The 2421-nt window shown below is 51.8% G+C and carries 2 rRNA genes; both read right to left on the bottom strand.

Annotation, left to right across the window (positions count from 1 at the left end):
• Positions 1 to 195: 195 nt before the first annotated feature.
• Positions 196 to 311: ribosomal RNA gene (gene rrf, locus ABZV94_RS41280) — 5S ribosomal RNA — on the bottom strand.
• Positions 312 to 410: 99 nt separating this feature from the next.
• Positions 411 to 2421 (bottom strand): 23S ribosomal RNA (locus ABZV94_RS41275); the annotation flags it as partial.

Below are 2421 nucleotides of genomic sequence, written 5' to 3'. Positions count from 1 at the left end.
ATTGTTATTTATAAGTTAACAGCCAAACTTAATAGCGGACGAAGAATATCTGACATTCAGAGAAACAATGCGTTGGTTTTGTGATGAATATTAAACAGTACGATGAAAGCTGAAGCGGATTACAACGGGGATTTTCCATTTTACGCATAGCAAAAAGCCCTGAACGTCAGTTCAGGGCTTTCGGCTTTATTTGATGCCTGGCAGTGTCCTACTCTCGCATGGGGAGACCCCACACTACCATCGGCGCTACGGCGTTTCACTTCTGAGTTCGGCATGGGGTCAGGTGGGACCACCGCGCTATTGCCGCCAGGCAAATTCTGTTTCATTCCAACCGCCTCACTTCCATGAAGCCATCAGAACCAATCTCGGAACTTCGCTGAAAATCTCTCTAAAAACACCTTCGGTGTTGTAAGGTTAAGCCTCACGGATCATTAGTACTGGTTAGCTCAATGCATCGCTGCACTTACACACCCAGCCTATCAACGTCTTAGTCTTAAACGTTCCTTCAGGGACCTTAAAGGCCCAGGGAAGACTCATCTTGAGGCAAGTTTCGCGCTTAGATGCTTTCAGCGCTTATCTTTTCCGCACTTAGCTACCGGGCAATGCCATTGGCATGACAACCCGAACACCAGTGGTGCGTTCACTCCGGTCCTCTCGTACTAGGAGCAACCCCTCTCAATCTTCCAACGCCCACGGCAGATAGGGACCGAACTGTCTCACGACGTTCTAAACCCAGCTCGCGTACCACTTTAAATGGCGAACAGCCATACCCTTGGGACCTACTTCAGCCCCAGGATGTGATGAGCCGACATCGAGGTGCCAAACACCGCCGTCGATATGAACTCTTGGGCGGTATCAGCCTGTTATCCCCGGAGTACCTTTTATCCGTTGAGCGATGGCCCTTCCATTCAGAACCACCGGATCACTAAGACCTACTTTCGTACCTGCTCGAGCCGTCACTCTCGCAGTCAAGCTAGCTTATGCCTTTGCACTAACCTCACGATGTCCGACCGTGATTAGCTAACCTTCGTGCTCCTCCGTTACTCTTTGGGAGGAGACCGCCCCAGTCAAACTACCCACCAGACACTGTCCTCACCCCAGATTATGGGGCCGAGTTAGAACATCAAACATTAAAGGGTGGTATTTCAAGGATGGCTCCACGCAGACTGGCGTCCACGCTTCAAAGCCTCCCACCTATCCTACACATCAAGGCTCAATGTTCAGTGTCAAGCTATAGTAAAGGTTCACGGGGTCTTTCCGTCTTGCCGCGGGTACACTGCATCTTCACAGCGAGTTCAATTTCACTGAGTCTCGGGTGGAGACAGCCTGGCCATCATTACGCCATTCGTGCAGGTCGGAACTTACCCGACAAGGAATTTCGCTACCTTAGGACCGTTATAGTTACGGCCGCCGTTTACTGGGGCTTCGATCAAGAGCTTCGCCTTGCGGCTGACCCCATCAATTAACCTTCCAGCACCGGGCAGGCGTCACACCGTATACGTCCACTTTCGTGTTTGCACAGTGCTGTGTTTTTATTAAACAGTTGCAGCCAGCTGGTATCTTCGACTGGCTTCAGCTCCATCCGCAAGGGACTTCACCTACATGCCAGCGTGCCTTCTCCCGAAGTTACGGCACCATTTTGCCTAGTTCCTTCACCCGAGTTCTCTCAAGCGCCTTGGTATTCTCTACCTGACCACCTGTGTCGGTTTGGGGTACGATTTAATGTTACCTGATGCTTAGAGGATTTTCCTGGAAGCAGGGCATCAACTACTTCTGCACCGTAGTGCATCGTCATCACGCCTCAGGGTTAGTATGCAACCGGATTTACCAGGTCACACCCCCTACACGCTTAAACCGGGACAACCGTCGCCCGGCTAGCCTAGCCTTCTCCGTCCCCCCTTCGCAGTAACACCAAGTACAGGAATATTAACCTGTTTCCCATCGACTACGCTTTTCAGCCTCGCCTTAGGGGTCGACTCACCCTGCCCCGATTAACGTTGGACAGGAACCCTTGGTCTTCCGGCGAGCGGGCTTTTCACCCGCTTTATCGTTACTTATGTCAGCATTCGCACTTCTGATACCTCCAGCAACCCTCACAGGCCACCTTCAACGGCTTACAGAACGCTCCCCTACCCAACAACGCCTAAGCGTCGCTGCCGCAGCTTCGGTGCATGGTTTAGCCCCGTTACATCTTCCGCGCAGGCCGACTCGACCAGTGAGCTATTACGCTTTCTTTAAATGATGGCTGCTTCTAAGCCAACATCCTGGCTGTCTATGCCTTCCCACATCGTTTCCCACTTAACCATGACTTTGGGACCTTAGCTGGCGGTCTGGGTTGTTTCCCTCTTCACGACGGACGTTAGCACCCGCCGTGTGTCTCCCGTGATAACATTCTTCGGTATTCGGAGTTTGCATCGGTTT

It is taken from the genome of Streptomyces sp. NPDC004658 (assembly GCF_040609555.1).
GTDB lineage: Bacteria > Actinomycetota > Actinomycetes > Streptomycetales > Streptomycetaceae > Streptomyces.
The sequence above is the reverse complement of the archived record's forward strand: the minus strand, read 5'-3'. Positions and strand labels throughout refer to the sequence as shown.